Below are 19,914 nucleotides of genomic sequence, written 5' to 3' on the forward strand. Positions count from 1 at the left end.
CCCCCCCCCCCCCCCCCCCCCCCCCCCCCCCCCCCCCCCCCCCCCCCCCCCCCCCCCCCCCCCCCCCCCCCCCCCCCCCCCCCCCCCCCCCCGGTCCACCGCGTCCGATCGGATCCACCATGCCCCGCACCGCCCGTTCCACCCGACTGGCCGGCGCCGCCGCCCTCGCCCTGGCCGCCGCGCTGACCCTGTCCGCCTGCGGCTCCTCCGGCGGCGGTGGTTCCTCCGCCGCCAAGGTGACCCAGCAGAAGGAGGACACCCCGTACCAGGGCACCAAGCTGGCCAAGAACTTCGAGAAGCCGGACCTCCAGCTGACCGACACCTCCGGCCAGCCGTACGACCTGCGGCAGCAGACCAACGGCAGGACCACCCTGCTGTTCTTCGGCTACACCAGCTGCCCGGACGTCTGCCCGACCACCATGGGCGACATCGGGGTCGCGATGAAGGCCCTCTCCCCGGAGGACCGCAAGAAGGTCAACGTCGTCTTCGTCTCCACCGACCCGCAGCGCGACACCCCCAAGGTGCTGCGCACCTGGCTGGACTCGATGGGCACCGACTTCATAGGCCTCACCGGCGACCTGGCGAAGGTGAAGACCGCCGCCAAGTCGCTCGGCATCATGATCGAGGACCCGGTGGTCAACGCGGACGGCACCGTGACCTCCACCCACGGCGCGCAGGTGCTGGCCTTCCTCCCCTCGGACGACAAGGCGCACGTGCTCTACATGAGCGGCACCGAGGAGAAGACCTACGAGCACGACCTGCCGCTGCTCGCCAAGGGGGTCGCGGCGTGATGTCGGCGAACCGACGGTTCCGCCGCTCGGCCCTGGCCGGGGCGGTGCTGGCGACGGTCCTCGGCGGCGGGGCGATACTCGCCGCCTGCGGGACGGGCGGCGCGGACGGCGGCTCGGCGGACGCCGGTCCGGCGAAGCTGAGCGTGGCCGACTCCTACATCCCGCTGCCCCCGGCGGGCGGGATGGGCGCCGGCTACCTGACCGTCCGCAACGACGGCGGGCCGGACCAGCTGGTCAAGGTGACCAGCCCGGCCGCCGGGTCGGTCACCATGCACCGCTCGACCGCCTCGACCATGGAGCAGGTGAACAGCCTGGACGTGCCCGCGCACGGCGCGCTGCAGCTCGCCCGCGGCGGCACCCACCTGATGATCATGGACTGGCAGAAGGCCCCCTCCCTCGGCGACGAGCTGGAGCTCGACCTGACCTTCGCCAAGTCCGGGACCATCTCGGTCAAGGTTCCGGTCAAGGAGCTCACCTACCGCCCCGGCCAGAGTTAGGGGACCCGCCAGCATGGAGAAGGCCGCCCACCCCCGCAGCGCGTCCCGGCCGCCGACCGCGCGCCGCCGCAGCGTCGCGCCGCGCATCGCCGCGGCGCTGGGCACGCTCGGCGCGCTGCTCGCGCTGATGCTCGCCGGTGCCGCCCCGGCGTCCGCGCACGCCACCCTGGACTCCACCGACCCGGCGCAGAACTCGGTGGTCGCCACCGCCCCGCCGGCGGTGACCCTGACGTTCAGCGAGACGGTGTCGCTGTCGAGCGACTCCGTCCGGGTGCTCGACCCGGCCGGCAGGGCGGTGGACACCGGCAACCCGGGGCACGCCGACGGCAAGGGCAACACCGCCCGGGTCGGCCTGAACAGCGGGCTCGCCAACGGCACGTACACCGTCGCCTGGCGGGCCGTCTCGGAGGACTCCCACCCGGTCGGCGGGGCGTTCACCTTCTCCATCGGCGCACCCTCGGACACCTCGGTGTCCGCCACCGCACTGCAGGGCGCCAAGGCCGACGACCTGGTCGCCGCCCTGTACGGAACGGGCCGCACCGTCGCGTACGCCGCCTTCGCGCTGCTCGCCGGGGTCGCCGCCTTCGTGCTGGTCTGCTGGCCGGCCGGCGCCGCCCGGCGCCCGGTGCAACGGCTGCTGATGACCGGCTGGACGGCGCTGCTGGCCTCCACCGTCGCGGTGCTGATGCTGCGCGGCCCGTACGAGCGCGGCTCCGGCATCGGCCAGGCCCTCGACCTGTCGCTGGTGCGCGCCACCCTGGACGAGCGGATCGGCACCGCGCTGGCGGCCCGGCTGCTGCTGCTCGCGGCGGCCGGGATCTTCCTGTCGCTGCTGGTCGGGCAGTTGGGGCAGCCGCCGAAACCGGCCGCGGGCACCGGCTCGGACCCGAGCGCGGAACCGCACGACGACGACACCGAGGCCGCCGAACTGCGCGAGCTGGAGCAGCGGGCCGCCGAACGGCCGCAACGCGAGGCCCGGATCGGCCTGGGCGTGGCCGGGCTGGTGCTCGCGGTGGCGCTCTCCGCGACCTGGGTCGGCGCCGACCACGCCTCGGTGGGCATCCAGGTCTGGCTGGCCCTGCCGTTCGGCATCCTGCACCTGATCGCGATGGCGCTCTGGCTGGGCGGGCTGGCCTCGCTGCTGGTCGCGCTGCGCGAGGGCGTCGGCGCCGAGGTGGTGGACCGCTTCTCCCGGATCGCCTTCGGCTCGGTGGCCGTGCTGGCCGTCACCGGGGTCTACCAGTCCTGGCGGGGCCTGGGCAGTTGGAGCGCGCTGACCGGCACCGAGTACGGGAAGCTGCTGCTGGTGAAGAGCGGCTGCGTGGTCGTGATGCTGGGCGTCGCCTGGATCTCCCGCAGCTGGCTGGCCCGGCTGCGCTCGGCCCCGGCCGAGGCGGCGGAGGTCGAACGGGCCGAGGTGCCCGAGCCGGTCGGCGCTGTCGCGCACAGCGAGGACCCGGTCCGGCGGGCCCAGTTGGAGCGGCAGCGGGCCGCCGCGCGCACCGCCGGCCGCGAGCGCGGGCTGACCCCGACCCGGGCCGGGCTGCGCCGCTCGGTGCTGGTGGAGGCGCTGGTCGCGGTGGCGGTGCTGGTGGTCACCACGATGCTCACCAACTCCCCGCCCGGGCGGGTCGCGGGCGAGGTCAGGGCGGCCGGGAGCGGCGCGGCCGCCCCGGGCGCCGGGAACTCCGCCCCGGCGGCCCCGCAGACCGAGCCCGGCCGCACGGTGGAGCTCAGGCTGCCGTACGACACCAAGGGCCGGACGCCGAACGCCAAGGGCACCGCGACCGTCACCCTCAACCCGGCCCGGACCGGCCCGAACGAGGTCCAGCTCGCGCTGGACGGCGCGGACGGCAAGCCGGTGGACGTCCCCGAGGTGCAGCTGGCCTTCACCCTGCCGGACCGCGACCTCGGCCCACTGCCGGTCGCGCTCACCGCGGCGGGCACCGGCCGCTGGAGCGGCACCACCCAGCTCCCGCTGGCCGGCACCTGGGTGGTCTCGGTGCAGATCCGCTCCTCGGACATCGACCAGACCACCCCGACCCAGCAGTTCAAGATCGGATGAGCGCGGTGGAGCACGACCAGACGACGAGCCCGGCGGGCTTCACCCGCCGGGCCCTGCTCGGCACGGCCGGCGCCGGACTGCTGGTCGGCGCCGGGGCGGGCGTGGCCGGGGCGGTCGCCTACGAGGACCGGCCGGGCGCCGACCCGAAGGCGTCCGGCGGCGCGGCCGGCGCGCTCGGCGCGGGCCGGGTGCCGTTCCGCGCCGAGCACCAGGCCGGCATCCTCGAACCCGCCCAGGCCCGCGTCCAGTTGGCCGCCTTCGACCTGGTCGACGGGGCCGGCCGGGACGGGCTGCGCGCCCTGTTGCAACGCTGGACCGGGGCGGTCGAGCGGCTGACCGCCGGGGAGCCGGCCGCCGAGTTCGACAACCAGGTCGCCCTGGACGCCGGGCCCTGCTCGCTCACCGTCACGCTCGGCTTCGGCGCCGCGTTGTTCGACAAGACCGGGCTGGCGGACCGCCGCCCGGCCGCCCTCGAACCGCTGCCCGCCTTCCCCGGCGACGCGCTGGACCCGGCGCGCGGCGACGGCGACCTGTTCGTCCAGATCGGCGCCGACGACGCGCTGGTGACGGTGCACGCCCTGCGGACCCTGCAGAAGCTGGCGGCCGGCACGGCGGCCCTGCGCTGGCAGTCGGCCGGCTTCTCCCGGACCCCCGGCGCGGCCGCCCGCCCGGTGACCGGGCGCAACCTGATGGGCCAGATCGACGGCACCAACAACCCCAGGCCCGGCGAGGACGGCTTCGCCGCCAAGGTGTTCTGCACCCCCGGCGGGGACCAGCCGGCCTGGCTGGCCGGGGGCTCGTACCTGGTGTTCCGGCGGATCCGGATGCTGCTGGACCACTGGGAGGAGCTGCCGGTGGACCGCCAGGAACGGGTGATCGGCCGGCGCAAGTCGGACGGTTCGCCGCTGAGCGCGCCGGCCGGCTCGGGCGAGGGCACCCCGGTGGACCTCGCCGCCCAGGGCCCGGACGGCGGACTCGCCATCCCCGCCGACGCCCACGTACGGGTCGCCGCCCCGGCGGGCAACGGCGGGGCGACGATGCTGCGGCGCGGCTTCTCGTACCACGACGGGGCGCTGCCGGACGGATCGCCGGACGCCGGGCTGCTCTTCCTCGCCTTCCAGGCCGACCCGCGCAAGGGCTTCACCCCGGTGCAGCGCAAGCTCTCCCGGGGCGACGGGCTGTCCCGCTTCCTCCGGCACGAGGCCGGCGGGCTGTACGCCGTCCTTCCGGGGGTGCCGGCCGGGGGCTACCTCGGGCAGCAGCTGCTGGACGGGTAGCGCCCGCGCGGAAGGAGCGGTCCCGGCCACTGGAACGCGGTCCTGCCGGGGCCGCGGAATCGTTATGGTGACTGCTTCGGCACCACCGCTCGGGCAGCACCCGGCTCGGGCACCACCCCCCTGGCAACGGAGGCGTCATGTCGGCCACCCGCTACACCTACCTCGGCCCGGCCGGCACCTTCACCGAGGCGGCGCTGCACACCCTGCCCGAGGCGGCGACCCGGGAGCTGGTGCCGCTGTCCTCGGTGGCGCTGGCGCTGGAGGCGGTGCGCGCCGGGGAGGCTGCCGGGGCGTTCGTGCCGATCGAGAACTCGGTGGAGGGCGCGGTCACCGCGACCAACGACGAACTGGCCGCCGGCGCCCCGCTGATGATCTACCGCGAGGTGCTGCTGCCGATCACCTTCGCGCTGCTGGTGCGGCCGGGCACCGAGCTGTCCGAGGTCAAGACGGTGACCAGCCACCCGGTGGCCCAGCCGCAGGTGCGCAAGTGGCTGGCGGCCAACCTGCCGGACGCGGTCTGGGAGTCGGCCGCCTCCAACGCGGACGGCGCCCGGCTGGTCGCCGAGGGCCGGTACGACGGGGCGTTCGCGGGCGAGTTCGCGGCGCCGATCTACGGGCTGGACCCGCTGGTCAAGGAGATCGCCGACGCGCAGAGCGCGACCACCCGGTTCGTGCTGGTCGGCCGACCGGGGCGGGTCTCCTCGCCGACCGGGGCGGACAAGACCTCGATGGTGGTCTGGCTGCCGGACGACCACCCGGGCGCGCTGCTGGAGCTGCTGCAGGAGTTCGCGGTGCGCGGGGTGAACCTGATGCGGATCGAGTCCCGGCCGACCGGTGAGGGGCTGGGCAACTACTGCTTCCTGATCGACTGCGAGGGGCACCTGTCGGAGCGGCGGGTGGCCGAGGCGATGATGGGGCTCAGGCGGATCAGTCCGCAGGTCCGGTTCCTCGGCTCCTATCCGCGCGCGGACCGGCAGGTGTCCACGCACCGGCGGCCGGGGACTTCGGACGAGGATTTCGCCGCGGCGGCGGACTGGCTCTCCCGGGCGCTCGACGGGCGCGGGGACATCTGATCCCCGCGCCTGATCCCCGAGTCCGATCCCGAGTCCGATCCCCGAGCCTGCTCCCCGAAGTGGACCCGGCCCCGGACAGCTGAGCGTCATCTCGTGTCTTTCTGACCTTTTCCGACCGTTATCGACCGACCCGACCGAACGCGGCGGGTGACCGCACCGTCATCCACAGGAACCCCGGACTCCGGGGGCCGCTGTCCACAGGCCTCATCGCTGTCCACAGCCGAAAGTTATCCACAGGCCTGGGGATGAGTCGACAAACCGGTATAGCCATTGCCCAGAACTGGTCGGACCATCGGTTTGCGTCATAGAGATGACTAATCGGACCAGAGTCACCCGCTTGCCTGCAAATCACCCGTGCGAGTGCTTCAATTCCCTCACCCGAGAAGGTTCATTGGGGTTTGAAACCTCAATTCCCTGGTTTTGATCAACGGCTCCCCCGCCGTGCCCCTCATCCACAGGCCCGGGGCGGGCCCTGTGGATAACCCGCCCGCGGGCTGGGGGCGGAGAGTTCCCCACAGGAGTTATCCACAGGATCCGCCGAGTTATCCCCAGGGGAAAACCGGTACCGGTGGAGGAACGGCCGCCCGGTACGCTTGGGCCTGTGATTGACCTTCGCCTGCTTCGTGAGGACCCTGACCGAGTGCGCGCCTCGCAGCGCGTCCGTGGCGAGGACGTCGACATCGTCGACGCCCTCCTCTCCGCCGACGAGCGGCGCCGGTCCTCGGGCAGCCGCTTCGACGAACTGCGCAACGAGCAGCGGGTGCTCGGCAAGCAGGTCGCCCAGGCCAAGGGCGACGAGAAGACCGCCCTGCTGCAGCGCACCAAGGAGCTGGCCGCCGAGGTCAAGGCCGCGGACGCCGAGCAGAGCGCGGCCAAGGAGGAGGCGGACCGCCTGCTCCGCTCCCTGTCGAACCTCATCGACCCGGCCGCCCCGGTCGGCGGCGAGGAGGACTTCGTCACCCTGGAGGAGATCGGCACCCCGCGCGACTTCGCCGCCGAGGGCTTCGAGCCCCGCGACCACGTCGAGCTGGGCCAGCTGCTGGGCGCGATCGACACCGAGCGCGGCGCCAAGGTCGCCGGTGCCCGCTCCTACTACCTGACCGGTCCCGGCGCGCTGCTGGAGCTCGCCCTGGTCAACATGGCGATCGCCCAGGCCACCGCGGCCGGCTTCATCCCGATGATCACCCCGGCCCTGGTCCGCCCGGCCGCCATGGACGGCACCGGCTTCCTCGGCCAGGCCGCCGAGAACGTGTACCACCTCCCCGAGGAGGACAAGTACCTGGTCGGCACCAGCGAGGTCCCGCTGGCGGCGTACCACATGGACGAGATCATCGAGGCCGACAAGCTGCCGCTGCGCTACGCCGGCTACTCGTCCTGCTTCCGCCGCGAGGCCGGCACCTACGGCAAGGACACCCGCGGCATCATCCGGGTCCACCAGTTCGAGAAGGTGGAGATGTTCGTCTTCACCACGCCCGAGGACGCGGAGAACGAGCACCGCCGCCTGCTCCAGTGGGAGAAGGACTTCCTCAACGCGCTGGAGCTGCCGTACCGGGTGATCGACGTCGCCTCCGGCGACCTCGGCTCCTCGGCCGCGCGCAAGTTCGACATCGAGGCCTGGATCCCGACCCAGGGCAAGTACCGCGAGGTCACCTCGACCTCCAACACCACCGAGTACCAGGCCCGCCGGCTGTCGATCCGGATGCGCGAGGAGGGCAAGACCCGCCCGCTCGCCACCCTGAACGGCACCCTGGTCGCCGTGCCGCGCACCATCGTGGCGATCCTGGAGAACCACCAGCAGGCCGACGGCTCGGTCGTCGTGCCCGAGGCGCTGCGTCCGTACCTCGGCGGACGGACCGTCCTCGAGCCGGTCAAGTGACCTCCTCGACCCACCCGATCGGTGGCGACCTGCCCTACCGGCTGGTCGCCACCGACCTCGACGGAACCCTGCTCACCAGCGCGGAAACCGTCTCCGAGCGCACCCGCGCCGCGCTGGCCGCGGCCACCGGCGCGGGCGCGCTGCACATCGTGGTGACCGGCCGTTCGGCCGTCTGGGCCCGCCCGGTCTTCGACGAGATCGGCTACACCGGGATAGCGGTCTGCGGCCAGGGCGCCCAGGTCTACGACGCCGGCGCCCACAAGCTGCTCACCTCGCTCACCCTGGACCGCCGGCTCGCCGCCGTCGCGATCGAGAAGATCGAGGCCGAGACCGGCCCGCTGGCCGTGGCCGCCAACCAGGACGGCCTGGACGGCCAGGTGCTGGCCGGCCCCGGCTACGAACTGCTGATCGGCTCCGACCTCCCGGTCGTCCGGGCCGAGCGCGGCGAACTCCTCGCCGCCCCGCTCAGCAAGCTCTACATCCAGCACCCCGGGCTGACCGACGACGGCCTCGCCGAGGCCGCCCGGCGCGCCGCCGGCGACCTGGTCGGCGTGGTGATGGCCGGCCCGGGCGTGGTCGAACTGCTGCCGCTGGGCCTGTCCAAGGCCACCGGCCTGGCCGTCGCCGCCCGCCGCCTGGGCGTGCGCGCCGCCGACACCATCGCCTTCGGCGACATGCCCAACGACGTGCCGATGTTCGGCTGGGCGGCGCACGGCGTGGCCATGGCCAACGCCCACGAGGAACTGCTCGCCGTCGCCGACGAGGTCACCGCGGGCAACGACGAGGACGGCGTCGCGGTCGTCCTGGAGCGCCTCTACCCGGCGCGCTGAGCGCCCCGGGACTCGTTCACGAACGGTTCACACCCAGTTGTAGGATGACCGGGCAAGCGGTTGTAGGATGACCTATGACCGATGAGCGGTGTGCGAAGGGAGGCCCGGCATGAGCGGCGACGGAAACGGCCTGCAGGCGGCCGGACGGCGTTCCCTGGTGGACACCGCGATCGACCGGCTGCGCGAGCAACTGGCCGGCGGGGCCTGGCCGGTGGGATCGCAGATCCCCACCGAGCACGAGCTGGCCGAGCAGCTGGGGGTCGGCCGCAACACCGTGCGGGAGGCCCTCCGGGTGTTGGTGCACGCCGGGATGCTGGTCTCCCGGCAGGGCGAGGGCACCTTCGTACGGTCCACCAGCGACCCGGCGGCGGTGCTCCGCGGCGTCCAGCGCTCGGGCATCCGGGACGTCCTGGAGGTCCGCGCCGCACTGGAGACCGAGGCCGCCCGGCTGGCCGCGCTGCGGCACACCCCCGAGGACGTCCGGCGGATGCGGGCCGCGCTGGCCCGGGAGGCCGAGGTCTTCGCCCGGCACCCCGAGCGGGCCGGCCGCGAGGCCACCGTCGAGCACGACCTGGAGTTCCACACCGCCGTCGTCGAGGCCGCGCACAACCCGGCGCTGGCCGAGGTCTACCGCTACTTCGGCGCCTCCGTGCGCGAGTCGATGACGGCCGCCTTCGGCGACCACGAGATGCCCGAGGCGGTCGTGGCCACCCACGAGGCGCTGGTGGACGCCATCGAGAGCGGCGACCCGGACCGCGCCGAGACGGCGTGTCGGGCGCTGCTCGCCGAGCCCACCGCGGCCGTCGAGCAGCTCCTCGCGGCCATCGCGGCCCGGAAGTAGGACGGCGCAGGCCCCGCTTCCGCACGCAGCCCCGCTGCTTGCCCACCCCCCGTCCTGTCCCGTCCTGCCCGCGGCCGGTGGAGGCCTCCTCCCGCCGTGCCCGCGCCACCCCGAGCCTGGAAAGAACAGCACACCCATGGCCGTCACCCGTGCCCCGCAGCCGGTTGTCACCACCGCCGCCCCGCTCACCGTCCGCAGCCGGCTGGCCCACCCCGCGCTGCTGCTGACCGGCATCCTGCTGGTCGCGCTGAACATGCGCGCCTGCCTGGCCGCGATCTCCCCGATGGTCGGCGAGATCCAGCGCACCTTCGGGCTGTCCGCCACCGCGGGCGGGCTGATCACCACCGTCCCGGTGCTGTTCCAGGGCGTCGGCGCCCCGCTCACCCCCCGGCTGACCAGGCGGTTCGGCGCCGAGCGGGTGGTGCTCGGCGCGGTGCTGGTGCTGGGCGCGGGCGTGCTGCTGCGGGTGCTGCCCTCGGTGTACGCGCTGTACGCGGGCTGCGTGGTGATCGGCGTCGCCATCGCGGTGCTGAACGTGTCGATGCCCGGCCTGGTCAAGCGGGAGTTCCCGGACCGCGCGGCCACCATGACCGGCGTCTACTCCACCACCATGCTGGTCGGCGCCACCCTCGCGGCCGGCTCCTCCGTCCCGCTGGAGCACGCGCTCGGCGGCGGCTGGCGGGCCTCGCTCGGCGCCTGGTCGCTGCTGGCGCTGATCGCCGCGGTGGCCTGGCTGCCGCAGGTGCTGCGCTCCCGGCAGGAGCAGGCCGCGGTGGCCGCCGCCCCCGCCCGGGACTCCCGGCCCGCCCCGGCCGACAGGCCGATCGAGGGCATCTGGAAGTCCCCGCTGGCCTGGCAGATCAGCCTCTTCATGGGCATCTCCTCGCTGCTGGTCTACACCCTGGTCGCCTGGATGCCGACCATCCTGTTCGACCACGGCATGGACCGCGGCCAGGCCAGCCTGGTCTTCGCCTTCTCCAACCTGGTGCAGGTGGCCGGTGCCTTCCTGGTGCCGCTGATGGCCGGCCGGATGACGAGCCAGCGCGCCCTCGCCGTCACCATGGCCGCCCTGAACGGGCTCGGCATCGCCCTGCTGCTGGTCGCCCCGGTCTCCGGCGCCTGGGTGTCGGCGACCATCCTCGGCCTGGCCCAGGGCGGCTCGCTCGGCCTCGGCCTGGCCTTCATCGTGCTGCGCACCGGCACCGCGGCCGGCGCCGCCCAGCTGGGCGGCATGTCCCAGGCGATCGGCTACCTGGTCGCGGCGGCCGGCCCGGTCGGCGCCGGGGCGCTGCACCAGCTCACCGGCGGCTGGGAGGCCACCCTGGTGCTGATGCTGGTGCTGGTCCTGGTGGTCGGCGCGGCCGGCTTCGGCGCCGGACGGAACCGGACGCTGTAGGACGGCCGCGGAACGCCGGCCGGGCCCGGACTCCGTGGGAGTCCGGGCCCTGCTGCGCGGGGCGCGGCCTACTCCTCGGCGGCCAGGGTCAGCCCGGCCAGCTTCACCGAGGCCAGCACGGTCGCCCCGACGGCGACCACCAGCAGCAGCGGGACGGCCGCCCCGAGCGACACGTCGGCGCCGATCGCGTTGTCCCCCGCGACCGCCTCGGCGACCGCCCGGCCCCACTGCTGGACGCTCAGCGTGCGGGCGCCCTCGACGAAGTTGCCGATCAGCGACTCCCAGATCAGCGCGTAGGCCAGCCCGGCCACCACCGCGTGCCGGGTGACCACGCCGAGCAGCAGGAACAGCGCGCTGTACACGGCCCCGGCGACCAGCACCGCGACGGTGTAGCCGAGCGCCACGCCGTCCTTCGTCCCGTACAGCAGCAGCCCGGCGAGCAGCGTCGGGACGGCCGAGAACACCCAGGTGGTGCCGATCGCGACGGCCAGCTTGGTGGTGATGATCTGCCGGCGCGGCAGCGGCTTGGCCAGCAGGTAGACGATCGAGCCGTCGTCGATCTCGGTGGCGATCACCCCGGTGCCGATCACCAGGCCGAGGATCGGCAGCAGGGTGCCGAGGTCCAGCTGGCCGAGGATCTTGACGGTCAGGCCGTGCGCGTCGCCGCTCGACCCGGCGGCGATCGCCGCGACGATCAGCAGCAGCGCCGGGGCCACCAGCAGCAGCGCGCCGCGGCGGCGGCCGAGCAGGCCGCGCAGGGTCAGCCTGGCAACGGTCGGGTTCATGGTCGGTCGACCCCTTCCTGGGTCCGGTGGGTGGCGCGGGTGGGGCCGGGGGTCATGCCGAGACCAGGTAGGAGAAGACGCTCTCCAGCGACTCGTCCGCCGGGGACACGGTGTACAGCCGGATGCCGGCCTCCCGGGCGACCCTGGGCAGCAGGGTGGTGAAGCCCTGGAAGTTCACCGCCTCGATCCGCAGCGCCCGTTCCCGCTCGTCCACCTCGATGCCGGTGGTCGAGCCGTCGGCGATCAGTGCGGCGGCGAGCCGGCGGTCGTCGCTGGAGCGGACCAGGTAGCGGTGCGGCCGGTCGGTCATCAGCCGCCGGATCCGCCGGAAGTCGCCCGAGGCGGCGTGCCGTCCGGCCACCACCACCTCGATGTGCCGGGCCAGTTGCTCGACCTCCTCCAGGATGTGGGAGGAGAACAGCACCGTCCGGCCGTCCGCGCCGAAGCGGCGCAGCAGCTCCATCAGCTGGAGCCGCTGGCGCGGGTCCATGCCGTTGAAGGGCTCGTCCAGCAGCAGCACGGCCGGGTCGTGGACCAGCGCCGAGGCCATCTTGACCCGCTGCTTCATGCCCTTGGAGTACGTCCCGGTGCGGCGGTCCTTGGCGGGCGCCATCTCGACCAGGTCGAGGGCGCGCCGGGCGGCGGCGCCGGGCTGGGGCAGGCCGTGCAGTTCGGCGTTGGCGAGGACGAACTCCCAACCGGTCAGGTAGTCGTACATCGACTCCCGCTCGGGCACCAGGCCGATCTGCCGGTACACCTGCTGGTTGCGCCAGATCTGCGCGCCGTCCAGGGTGACCGCGCCGCTGGAGGGGGCGAGGAAGCCGCTCATCATGTGGATGAGGGTGGACTTGCCCGCGCCGTTCGGCCCGAGCAGGCCGGTGACGCCGGGGCCGATCGACATCGAGATGTCGTTGACCGCGACCACGTTCCCGAACCAGCGGGAGACCTTGTCGATGGTGATGGTGGCCATGCCGCCCTCTCAGACCTTCTCGTAGCGGCGCAGCAGGAGGCGGTAGGAGCCGGCCACCATCGCGACGGCGACGAGTGCGAACACCAGGGTGCCGAGCGCCCCCGGGGCGTGCCGGCGGTCGATCCCGGACCCGAGGTCGAACACCTCGTTGACCAGCGCCTCCACCAGGCCGTTCGGCGAGATCAGCGAGGTCCACTGGGCCGCGTCCGAGCCGCCCGGGCCGGGGTTGCTGATGCCGACCACGACCGCGGCGAGGGTCGAACTCACCACCAGGTAGCCCATGATGGCGGCCACCCCGAAGCCCCGGCGCGGGGTGCTGGCGGCGATCACCAGGGCCACCGAGGTCGGCACCAGGGCGTAGAGCACGGCCGCCACCAGGCCGTAGAGGAACTGGCCGGTGTTGTGCCCGAAGTCCATCCCGGCGAGCAGCGCGCCCGCGTACAGCACCAGCAACGGGGCTGCCATCAGCAGGAACTGGGCGCAGGCCATGGCGCCGAACTTGGCCCGGACGTAGTCGGCGCGGGTGATCGGTCGGGAGAAGTACAGCGGGACGGTGTGGTGGCGGAGGTCCCGGGAGAGCAGCACCGGCGTCTGGGCGGCGAGGAAGATCGACACCACCAGGCCGAGGCTGGAGAGGTAGCCGGCGTACTCGACCGGGAGTTCGTCCCGCTTGAGGTAGACCGCGCCCGCGACGAAGATCATCGCCGGGACGGTGACCACGCCCAGCAGCAGCATCGGCAGCACCTTGGACTTGCCGGAACGGCCCAGGCCGTAGGCGGCGCGCAGGCTCTGGGCGAAGAGCGAGCGGGTGGCGTAGGCGCGGCCGAGGCGCGGACCGGTGTAGCCGCGGTAGCCGATGTCGTGGATGACACCGGTGTCGGCGGGCCTGGTGTCAGGAGGCTGCGGCATCGTCCGTCCCTCCCCTGGTGCTCCGGTCGGCGCCGCCGTGGTACGCGTCGTACTCCGGGGCGTCGGCTTCGTCGTGGTCGGTGAAGAGTTCCGCGACCCGGTGCCGGCGCTGCTCCAGGCGGACCAGGCCGAGGCCGAGTTCGGCGACCGTGTCGCGGATGGTGTCGTAGGTGGACTCGCCGTCCAGCCGGACCAGCAGCAGGTGCGAGCCCTCCGCCCGGACGTCCAGCCCGCCGGCGGCGAGCCGCTCCCGGACGGTGGCGCCGGGCTCGGCGGCGGCGTCCTGCGGGAAGTCGGTGACCTCCACCGCGAGGACGGCGGTCGCCTCGGTGAAGGAGGCCGTGGAGGAGGAGCGCAGCAGCTTGCCGCCGTCGATCACCACCAGGTGGTCGCAGGTCCGCTCCAGCTCGCCGAGCAGGTGGGTGGTGACCAGCACCGAGATGCCGAAGTCGGTGTGCACCCGGCGGATCAGGGCGAGCATCTCGTCCCGGCCGGCCGGGTCCAGACCGTTCGTCGGCTCGTCCAGCAGCACCAGCTTCGGGTCGTGCACCAGCGCCTGGGCCAGCTTCACCCGCTGCTTCATGCCGGTCGAGTAGCCGCCCATCGGGCGGTACCGCTCCTCGTACAGGCCCACGTGCCGCAGCGTGTCCGCGGTGCGCTCCCGCGCGGCGGTCGCGGGCAGCCCCGCCATCCGCGCCATGTGCACCACGAACTCCGTCGCCGAGACGTCCGGTGGCAGGCAGTCGTGCTCGGGCATGTAGCCGACCTGCTCGCGGATCTCCGAGCCCCGAGTGGCGATGTCCAGGCCGAGCACCTCGCCGCGGCCGGACGTCGCCGGGGCGAGCCCGAGCAGGATCTTGATCAGGGTGGACTTGCCCGCCCCGTTGGCCCCGACCAGCCCGACGACCCCGGGCCGCACCTCGACGGTCAGCTGGTCGAGCGCGGTGACCCGGGGGAACCTCTTGGTGAGGCCCTCGGTCTTGATGACAGCAGTGGACACGCCCTCAACGTAACGTTCCCGCGCCGCAGGGGGCATGAGCTGGAATGACGAGGCTTCGCGGGGCCTTCTGCTGCTGCGGTATGACGCCGGGACCGCTCTCCCCTAAGGGTCGGGTAAAGGACGGCCCTTGGAGGTCACTTGTAATCTTGTCGGATTCTTAGCGAGCAGCGTCACCAGCGAAGGTGCCGCGCACCGCGTGGACACCGAAGGAGGACGGACCAGATGTCCGACCGGGCAACCGAGTTCGACCGGATGATGAATCCGTGGGCCTACGACGCCGACGGCAACCTGACCGACCGGGCCCGTGCGCAGGAGGCCGCCCGCACCCAGCTCAACTCGGCGAAGTCGCAGGCCGGGGACGGCGGCGGAGGCGGCGGCTTCACCGTCGACGCCAACGCGCTGGGCACCGCCGCCACCAACTCCGACCAGATCCACGCCCGGCTGAACACCGACGGGCGCGGCGCCGACGAGGCCACCGCCAAGGTCAGCACCTCGCTCGCCAACTGGAGCACCGGCAAGGCCGCCAAGAGCGCCGCCGACACCTGGGACCAGTGCGTGGCCGCCCTCGGCCAGACCATCGGACAGACCACCCAGGCGCTGCGCACCAGCGCCACCACCTACCAGCAGCACGAGCAGACCGTCCAGCACGACCTGGGCGCCTGAGGAGGACCGGGACATGGTCGACTTCCACGAACTCAGCACCGCCGACTTCGGCTCCCTCGACGCCGCCGCGACCGCCTGGACCACCGTCGCCCAGAAGCTCAAGTCGATGGACGACGACTGGAACAACACGGTGATCGCCCAGGTCAACTCCGAATGCTGGGTCGGCAACGCGGCCGACCAGGCGAGACCCGGGCTCAAGCGCACCAACGACCAGTTGACCGACGCCACCACCGAGGCGAACGCGCTGGCCTCGATCTTCGGCGACGCCGCGACCGAGTTCAAGGCCGCCAGGACCAAGCTGGACAAGGCCGTCCAGGACGCCCGGACCGCCGGACTCACCGTCGGCTCCGACGGCACCGTCTCCTGGCCCCCGGCCGACTCCGCCACCCGGCACGACCCGGACGGCCTCAAGGACTACCAGAAGGAGTGGCGCGGCAAGGCCGACGCCGCCCGCGCCGCGATCGACGCCGCCGTCGCCGAGGCCACCGCCGCCGACGAGCGGATCGCCTACGCGCTGACCTCCGACTCCGGCACCGACAAGGACCACTCCTTCAACGGCAAGGCCATCGGCGGCGGCCCCGAGGCCGACGGCACCCGCGCCGCCCAACTCGCCCGCAAGGGCGGCGACATCAGCGACGCCGAGCTCACCGAGCTCAACTCGCTGCTGTCCTCGCACCAGGACGACCCGAAGTTCGCCACCAAGTTCTACCAGGACATCGGCCCGGACGGCCTGATCAAGTCCTGGAACAGCATGGTCGGCGACCCGGGCCACTACCGCGACCCCAAGGACCCGCGCTGGAAGGCCTACCAGGACCTCCAGAAGAACCTCGGGCTCAACCTGGCCACCGCCACCCGGCAGAGCAACCAGCCGCACCTGTCCGACGAATGGGCCGCCGCCCTGCGCAAGGCCGGCGCCCAGCCGGTCTGGGACAAGCCCTACCGGGCCTCCGGCCTGGACTACCAGCCGTACGGCTACCAGGTCCTCTCCGGCATCCTGATGAGCGGCAACTACGACCCGCACTTCATCGACCCGATCGCCCAGCACGTCACCCAGCTCGACACCAACCGGGAGAAGTACTGGCCCGCCCCGCCGCAGGCGGTCGCCGACCGGGTGCACGGCTTCAACCTGCTCGGCGGTGACGGCGGCCTCGGCTTCCAGCCCACCACCGCGGTGATGCAGGCCCTCGCCCACAGCCCGGCCGCGGCGACCCAGTTCTTCACCGAACAGCCCACCGCGTACAACGAGGACGGCACGGTCAACCCGGGCGGCAAGGCCAAGCCCGCCGACTACCTCACCTACTACTCGCACGACAAGGACTGGCTCCCGGACACCAACTCCCTGCGCGACCCGAACGCCCTGGACCAGAGCAGGCACGCCGGGCCCACCGCCTTCGGCCACGCCCTGGAGGCGGCCACCACCGGCCACCCGTACGACGTCCCGGCGGACGTCCCGCCGAAGCCGCACACCGCCGACCAGGCCAACCTGATGCAGCGGGTGGTGGACACCTTCGGCACCCACGGCGACAACGGGGCGCTGGACGACATCAAGGGCGACGGCAAGTTCTCCACCATGCGGACGAGCCTGGGCCACATGACCGCCGAGTACATCGGCGACGTGCAGAACTCGGTGGTGCACAGCGATGTCCTGCCCGTCAACGGCGCCCCGGCGCACCTCAACGGCGCTGCGGTGCACGGGCTGCTGGACGCCCTCGGGCGGGACCCGGAGGCATACGGCTCGGTGGTCAACGCCGACCAGGCGTACACCACCGCCCTCGTCCGCGGCCACCTGGACGGCTCGACCGACTTCCCCCGGCTGGATGCGGACATCAGGCACGACGCCTTCGCCGGCGGGATCGTCAACGGCATCCTCAACGAGGCCCGGATCGACGAGGTCCACAACCAGCACGCGGCCGACGACAAGGCGTACAACGACGCCCTGGAGAAGAACGTCGGCTATGCCAAGGAAGCCTTCAACGCCACCATCGGCAAGGTGACGGAGAAGATTCCGCTCGGCAGCGAGCTGTCGGGCCAGTTGGTCGACTCGATCGCCGACAGCGTGATCGAGGCCAACCAGCGGGACACCACCGAGGACGGCCGCCAGGAGGCCCGCAACTACTCCTCCGAAGCCCAGCAGTACGCGGCACAGAGCATTCAGCAGGCGATCGCGGACGCCAGCCAGACCTCCGGGCTCAGCAAGGCGGACCTCGACCGCATCTCGGCGGACGCCACCGACAACCTGCTCACGGGTTACGCCGCCGGTGTCTCGAACAACAGCAACGTCAACTCGAAGGGCAGCTCGTGAACCGGTCCACGGGCCGCCGATGGCCGCTGCCCGCCGCGCTCGCGGTGCTGGTGGCGGCCGCCGGGACGGTCGGCTACCTGGACTGGCGCGGGCACCAGCCGGTCGAGAAGCCCGGTCGGGCAGCGCACCTGTGCGGGGCGCCCACCGGGAAGGACACCCCGCTGGGGCGGCTGCTGCCGGAGGGCAGGCAGGACGTGGAGGAGACGACCGACGGCCCCCCGGACGGCCCGGTGTCGTGCACGGTCAGGGTGGACGGACGCGCCGCCCTCACCGTCACTGCCGCCCACTTCGGCGGATCACCCGTGCTCCCGCCCGAAGCGGCCCAGCACCCGGACGCGCACGCCTTCACCCAGGACGGCCCGTCCGCGTCCTGGACCGGCACCGCCACCCTGGCCCGGACCTGTCCGCCCACCGAGCCGCCCGCGTTCGGCTACGTCGTGCTGTCGCTCACCGCCGGTGAGGCCGCCCGCACCGACGGAAACCGGCAGGTCGATCTCGAACAGGTCGCCCTGGCCGCGTTTGCGAGCCAGTCGAAGGGAGTCTGCCGGTGAAGCACATCAGGACCCTGACCGTGGGCGCGACGACGCTGGTAGTGCTCGGCGGCGGGCTGCTCGGCTGGCACGTGTACCTCGACCGCACGGAGTACCGGCCGCCGGCCGTCTCCCTGTCGCACGGGGAGTGCGAGGGCACCCTCGACGACCCGGGTCTCGCCGCGCTGCTGGGCGCCACCCCCCGGGTCTTCGTCGACACCGACTTCCGCACCGGGACCACGGACCTCAAGCCGCGCCTGCGCTGCTCGGTCCAGGGGCAGGGTGAACGGCGGGTGCTCGCCTACGCGTTCAACACCGATGAGGCCACCGTGACCGCCCCCGGGGAAGCCACCTTCACCTGCACCCTGAACGGCAAGGCCGAGCTGTACTGGGCCGCCCTCCGGCCCGACAGGCAGTTCCCCCAGGCCGACCTCCCCGCCCCGGACCGCCGCGACGCGTTGCTGACCGGCTTCGCCCGGAAGGCGGCCGGGAAGCTCGGATGCGCCAACGGCGCCGAGTCGTTCACCATCAAGTGAGCGGCCCGGCGCCGTGCACGGCGTCACCTCAGGAGCTGGGACGCTCCCACATCTCGACGACCTTGCCGGAGGCGTCGAAGGCGACCTTGTAGTCGCCGCTCGAACAGGGGTAGGAGCCCTTCTGGTTGCCCGGCGTGGCGATGCACTCGTTGATGTGCTTGGCCAGGTCGGCCGCGTTGACGTCCTTCGGCGCGGCCACGACCGACTTGAGGTGGCCCTTGGCGTTGGGCGCGAACTGCGCGGTCCTGTCGGCGCCGACGGGCTCGTGGGCGACGTCGTTCACACCGCAGGCGTCCTTGGTCTCCTTGTAGACCAGGGCCGTCGCGGTGGTGCCCTTCGCCACGTCGACCCACTTCTGCCCGGCGGGCAGCGGGGCGCTGGTGCAGAAGCCCTCCGGGCCGCCGTCGGTGGGCTTGCCGGTCGGGGCGGGCTTGCCCGTCCCGGTCGCCGGGGCCGCGGTGGGCGAGCCCTCCCCACCGGTGGCCGGGGCGGTCGTGGCGGCGGCGCCGGCCCCCTGGGTCGACGGGTCGTCCGGGCCGCAGGCGGCAAGGCCCAGCGCGGCGGTGGCGACCAGAGCGGCGACGAGCAGACTCCTGGATGCAGACATGACGAAAGAACCCCCGTTTAACGCATGATCAGATAAAGGTGCGGCGCACAGATTAGCGCCTCCCCCGACCGCACCCGTCCTGACGGCCGCCGTGGCCCACCCCGGGCGAAGTCTCCGATCACGACGAAGGGCGCCCTCCCACAGGGGAGGACGCCCTTCGTCGTGCTTCGGGGGACGTGGGTGCTCAGCGGCCGACGCCCACGGCGACGGAATCGATGACGCCCTGCCAGGCGCGGTGGTAGCCCTCGCGGAGCGGGCCGCCGGCGAGGTCCAGGACCTCCGTGCCGGCCTCGACCAGGGCTGCCGGATCCCGGGTGGCGGCCAGCCGGGTGTAGGCGTCGAGCAGGGCGGCGCCGCGCACCGGGTCGGCCTCCAGGAGGCGCCGGGGCAGCCACTTGCCGCTGCCCGTCCAGGCCCGGTGGTGGTCGCACAGCAGGTCGGCGGCGGTGTTGACCACCACGCCTGCGATGAACAGCAGTTCGGCCGGGTCGGTGGCGTCGCACAGGTCGTCCAGCGCGTCCGTCAGGCCGTAGCGCTTGGTCTCCACGGTGTCCGGTTCGAGCGCGGGCGGGCCCTGGCGCAGGTCCTCCTCCGCCAGCGCGCGGGCCCGGCCCGCCTCCCCGTCCACGTCGACCAGCACCAGGCCGGTGGCGTACATGCTCTGCAGGACGGCCCGGCGGGTGGCGACGTCCACCGCGAAGAGGTCGCGCAGGCCGGCCCGGGTGTGGACGAACAGTTCCACGACCCGGCCCTCGAAGCGGAGCGTCTCCCGGTAGGTCTCGCCGCCGCTGGGCACCAGGACCGCGAGGTCCAGGTCGCTGGTCGCGCCCGCCCGGCCCGAGACGGTGGATCCCGCCAGGACCACGGCGAGCGCCCCGGGGAAGCGGTCCCGGACGAGGCGCCGCGCTTGGTCGATCGGATCAGGTTGCATCCGACCACGGTCCCACAGCTCCCGGGGCGGTCGCC

Annotated in this window: 19 protein-coding genes; 13 read left to right on the forward strand and 6 right to left on the reverse strand. The window is 73.2% G+C overall.

All coding sequences use genetic code 11. The features are described from left to right. Positions 1-119: 119 nt before the first annotated feature. From ACZ4W5_RS16610 to ACZ4W5_RS16650, 9 genes are all read left to right on the forward strand, one after another. Positions 120-791, forward strand: coding sequence for an SCO family protein (locus tag ACZ4W5_RS16610; RefSeq protein ID WP_465655142.1), 672 nt, complete (start codon positions 120-122; stop codon positions 789-791). Further along, positions 791-1,288, forward strand: a complete 498-nt coding sequence (locus ACZ4W5_RS16615) for a copper chaperone PCu(A)C (protein ID WP_360239572.1) — start codon at positions 791-793, stop codon at positions 1,286-1,288. The genes ACZ4W5_RS16610 and ACZ4W5_RS16615 overlap by 1 nt, the downstream gene beginning before the upstream one ends. Before the next feature lie 13 nt (positions 1,289-1,301). Then, positions 1,302-3,353 (forward strand): copper resistance CopC/CopD family protein, encoded by a 2,052-nt coding sequence (locus ACZ4W5_RS16620; protein ID WP_465655143.1) that lies wholly within the window; start codon positions 1,302-1,304, stop codon positions 3,351-3,353. Further along, on the forward strand, positions 3,350-4,630 hold the full coding sequence (efeB, locus tag ACZ4W5_RS16625; RefSeq protein WP_465655145.1) for an iron uptake transporter deferrochelatase/peroxidase subunit: 1,281 nt from the start codon (positions 3,350-3,352) through the stop codon (positions 4,628-4,630). The genes ACZ4W5_RS16620 and efeB overlap by 4 nt, the downstream gene beginning before the upstream one ends. A 137-nt stretch (positions 4,631-4,767) precedes the next feature. Then, the gene (gene pheA, locus ACZ4W5_RS16630; protein WP_360239564.1) at positions 4,768-5,703 is read left to right on the forward strand and encodes a prephenate dehydratase; all 936 of its coding nucleotides are present in this window, start codon (positions 4,768-4,770) and stop codon (positions 5,701-5,703) included. Between the two features lie 601 nt (positions 5,704-6,304). Then, positions 6,305-7,579 carry a serine--tRNA ligase gene (gene serS / locus ACZ4W5_RS16635; RefSeq protein WP_465655148.1) on the forward strand — a complete coding sequence of 425 codons (1,275 nt, stop codon included), beginning with the start codon at positions 6,305-6,307 and terminating at the stop codon, positions 7,577-7,579. Further along, entirely contained in the window at positions 7,576-8,409 is an 834-nt protein-coding gene (locus tag ACZ4W5_RS16640; protein ID WP_465655150.1) for an HAD family hydrolase, read from the forward strand. The genes serS and ACZ4W5_RS16640 overlap by 4 nt, the downstream gene beginning before the upstream one ends. A 109-nt stretch (positions 8,410-8,518) precedes the next feature. Beyond that, complete coding sequence (locus ACZ4W5_RS16645) at positions 8,519-9,250, forward strand: FadR/GntR family transcriptional regulator (protein WP_360239556.1); 732 nt, start codon at positions 8,519-8,521, stop codon at positions 9,248-9,250. A 136-nt stretch (positions 9,251-9,386) separates the two neighbouring features. Further along, the gene (locus ACZ4W5_RS16650) at positions 9,387-10,646 is read left to right on the forward strand and encodes a CynX/NimT family MFS transporter (RefSeq protein ID WP_465655152.1); all 1,260 of its coding nucleotides are present in this window, start codon (positions 9,387-9,389) and stop codon (positions 10,644-10,646) included. A gap of 68 nt (positions 10,647-10,714) precedes the next feature. On the opposite strand, the gene ACZ4W5_RS16655 is transcribed toward ACZ4W5_RS16650, so the two are convergent. Genes ACZ4W5_RS16655 through ACZ4W5_RS16670 form a run of 4 tightly spaced genes read right to left on the reverse strand, consistent with a single transcriptional unit; the run spans position 10,715 to position 14,346 of the window. Then, positions 10,715-11,431 (reverse strand): ABC transporter permease, encoded by a 717-nt coding sequence (locus ACZ4W5_RS16655; RefSeq protein WP_465655154.1) that lies wholly within the window; start codon positions 11,429-11,431, stop codon positions 10,715-10,717. Between the two features lie 52 nt (positions 11,432-11,483). Beyond that, the gene (locus tag ACZ4W5_RS16660) at positions 11,484-12,401 is read right to left on the reverse strand and encodes an ABC transporter ATP-binding protein (RefSeq protein ID WP_360239547.1); all 918 of its coding nucleotides are present in this window, start codon (positions 12,399-12,401) and stop codon (positions 11,484-11,486) included. A 9-nt stretch (positions 12,402-12,410) separates the two neighbouring features. Then, entirely contained in the window at positions 12,411-13,310 is a 900-nt protein-coding gene (locus tag ACZ4W5_RS16665; RefSeq protein ID WP_402481744.1) for an ABC transporter permease, read from the reverse strand. Next, the gene (locus tag ACZ4W5_RS16670) at positions 13,294-14,346 is read right to left on the reverse strand and encodes an ABC transporter ATP-binding protein (RefSeq protein ID WP_465655157.1); all 1,053 of its coding nucleotides are present in this window, start codon (positions 14,344-14,346) and stop codon (positions 13,294-13,296) included. Before ACZ4W5_RS16670 ends, ACZ4W5_RS16665 begins: the two co-directional genes overlap by 17 nt. 186 nt (positions 14,347-14,532) lie before the next feature. Between ACZ4W5_RS16670 and ACZ4W5_RS16675 the strand changes: the two genes are divergently transcribed. From ACZ4W5_RS16675 to ACZ4W5_RS16690, 4 genes are read left to right on the forward strand one after another with little or no spacing between them, the layout of a single operon-like run. Then, entirely contained in the window at positions 14,533-14,973 is a 441-nt protein-coding gene (locus tag ACZ4W5_RS16675) for a hypothetical protein (protein ID WP_360239538.1), read from the forward strand. A gap of 13 nt (positions 14,974-14,986) precedes the next feature. After that, entirely contained in the window at positions 14,987-17,275 is a 2,289-nt protein-coding gene (locus tag ACZ4W5_RS16680; RefSeq protein WP_360239535.1) for a hypothetical protein, read from the forward strand. After that, on the forward strand, positions 17,272-17,826 hold the full coding sequence (locus ACZ4W5_RS16685) for a hypothetical protein (RefSeq protein ID WP_465655160.1): 555 nt from the start codon (positions 17,272-17,274) through the stop codon (positions 17,824-17,826). The genes ACZ4W5_RS16680 and ACZ4W5_RS16685 overlap by 4 nt, the downstream gene beginning before the upstream one ends. Next, positions 17,823-18,341 carry a hypothetical protein gene (locus ACZ4W5_RS16690; protein ID WP_465655162.1) on the forward strand — a complete coding sequence of 173 codons (519 nt, stop codon included), beginning with the start codon at positions 17,823-17,825 and terminating at the stop codon, positions 18,339-18,341. The genes ACZ4W5_RS16685 and ACZ4W5_RS16690 overlap by 4 nt, the downstream gene beginning before the upstream one ends. A 28-nt stretch (positions 18,342-18,369) precedes the next feature. On the opposite strand, the gene ACZ4W5_RS16695 is transcribed toward ACZ4W5_RS16690, so the two are convergent. After that, entirely contained in the window at positions 18,370-18,948 is a 579-nt protein-coding gene (locus ACZ4W5_RS16695; RefSeq protein WP_465655164.1) for a hypothetical protein, read from the reverse strand. A 184-nt stretch (positions 18,949-19,132) separates the two neighbouring features. Next, the gene (locus ACZ4W5_RS16700; protein ID WP_465655166.1) at positions 19,133-19,879 is read right to left on the reverse strand and encodes a nucleotidyltransferase domain-containing protein; all 747 of its coding nucleotides are present in this window, start codon (positions 19,877-19,879) and stop codon (positions 19,133-19,135) included. Between the last annotated feature and the right edge of the window lie 35 nt (positions 19,880-19,914).

The sequence above is a fragment of the Kitasatospora sp. NPDC029367 genome, from assembly GCF_055569135.1.